The organism is Gulosibacter sediminis, from assembly GCF_014904065.1.
Classification (GTDB): domain Bacteria; phylum Actinomycetota; class Actinomycetes; order Actinomycetales; family Microbacteriaceae; genus Gulosibacter; species Gulosibacter sediminis.
This window is the reverse complement of the sequence record NZ_JACXJG010000009.1, coordinates 176,556-177,980: the sequence shown is the minus strand read 5'-3', so window position 1 is coordinate 177,980 and position 1,425 is coordinate 176,556. Positions and strand designations below refer to the sequence as shown.

The 1,425-nt window shown below is 65.8% G+C and carries 2 protein-coding genes and 1 pseudogene; 2 read left to right on the top strand and 1 reads right to left on the bottom strand.

Features of this window, described 5'->3' with window-relative positions; genetic code table 11:
• Positions 1-249: pseudogene (locus tag ID132_RS05505) on the bottom strand (hypothetical protein); the annotation flags it as partial.
• Positions 250-331: 82 nt separating this feature from the next.
• Here ID132_RS05505 and ID132_RS15185 point away from each other — a divergent pair.
• Both ID132_RS15185 and ID132_RS13710 read left to right on the top strand, forming a co-directional pair.
• A complete protein-coding gene (locus tag ID132_RS15185) occupies positions 332-748 on the top strand; it encodes a DDE-type integrase/transposase/recombinase (protein ID WP_413229351.1) in 417 nt (138 codons plus the stop codon).
• Positions 642-1,025: an IS3 family transposase gene (locus ID132_RS13710; RefSeq protein ID WP_193128066.1), complete on the top strand. Its 384-nt coding sequence runs from the start codon at positions 642-644 to the stop codon at positions 1,023-1,025. Before ID132_RS15185 ends, ID132_RS13710 begins: the two co-directional genes overlap by 107 nt.
• Positions 1,026-1,425: the final 400 nt, after the last annotated feature.

Genomic DNA, 1,425 nt, shown 5'->3' with positions numbered 1-1,425 from the left:
GTCCTGCGTCTCGGCGTCGAGACCGGTCGTGGTGCCGACGAGCTCCTCCTCGATGGTGGTCTTCAGCTCGTCAGCGGTGGGACGATCGGCGGCGGTGAGACTCTCAACGAGCTCGTCGAAGATAGGAAGCTCTGCGGGCTCGCCTGCGGTGGGACGCTCGTCGCGCTCTGCGGCACCCGAGCAGGCAGTCAGGGCGAGTGCGGCGCCGATCATAGGGCCGACGGCGAGGCGGCGAAGCTTGATGGTCAAAGTGTTCCTATTTCGGTAGGTGTCTCGTTGTAAACGATGTGAATCATCTCATGAGGTCGATGCATGCCGTACCGCCCGGCTCATGACGCTCGCCGGAGTGCGCGGGGTGGCGCGGTCGAAGAAGGTGTTCACCACAAAGCCCGACCCCGCGCAGGCGAAGCCGCGGGACCTCGTCAAGCGCGGCTTCACGGCACCCGCACCGAACCGGTTGTGGGTCGCGAACATCACGTCTGTCGCCACGGGGGAGGGGTTCGCGTACGTCGCGTTCGTGGTCGACGTGTTCAGTCGGATGATCGTTGGCTGGAACGTCGCGGCAACGCTGAAGGCCGACGTGCTGCCGCTGCTGGCGTTGAACATGGCTGTGCAACGCGACTGGGTCGCTCGAAGAGCTCGTGCATCACGTCGACCACGGCTCGAACTATCTGTCGATCGTCTACACGGACCGGATCGCAGAGCTCGGCGGGACACCCCCGACAGGGACCGTCGGCGACTCGGTTGAAAGCACCCTCGCAGAGGCCGTTAATGGGCTCTACAAGACCGAGTTGATCCGTCGCCGCGGGCCGTGGCGCACGGTCGAGCAGGTCGAACTCGCGACGTTCGAGTACGTGTGGTGGTGGAACAACGCCCGCCTCCACGGCGAGCACGGGAACCGGACCCCGGTCGAGGTCGAGGCGGCGGGCTACGCTGGCCTCGAATCAGCCCAGCCAGCGCTCGCCGGACAGGAAGCAGGTAGGAACGAAACCCAGCGCGAATCAAGATCCCTCCTGCCGCAATAATGGGACATTTGGGTCACGGGTTCCCGCTGCCCCGTACTCTGGGGCCCTGTTGGGGCCCTGTTGGGGCAATGCGGGACGGGCTAGGGGAAAGAGACTGCCTCGGGGTAAGGCGGAGTGGGCGAGCTTCGGGCGGGGCGGGGGTGCGAGCAAGGCGACGCATGACGCGCGTGCTTTCGTGGGNNNCCCCCTGTGCGGCGAGCGTCTTCAAGCACGTCCTGCCTGGAGGTCTTCGCATGCGTCGGCCATTCACAACGTGCCAGGGAAGTACAGCTAACGCAGCGCGAGCGGCACGACCGTGGGCCGTGCCGCTCGCGCTGGCAAACGAGGAGACTAGTTGATGGTCTCGTCGACGCAGGAGGTTGAGACGTCGGTCACGACGGCCTCGAACTCGGCGCGCTCT

Bases quoted from the DNA above. Each gene is read 5' to 3' on its own strand.
- ID132_RS15185 (WP_413229351.1), top strand. From the start codon at position 332: ATGACGCTCGCCGGAGTGCGCGGGGTGGCGCGGTCGAAGAAGGTGTTC.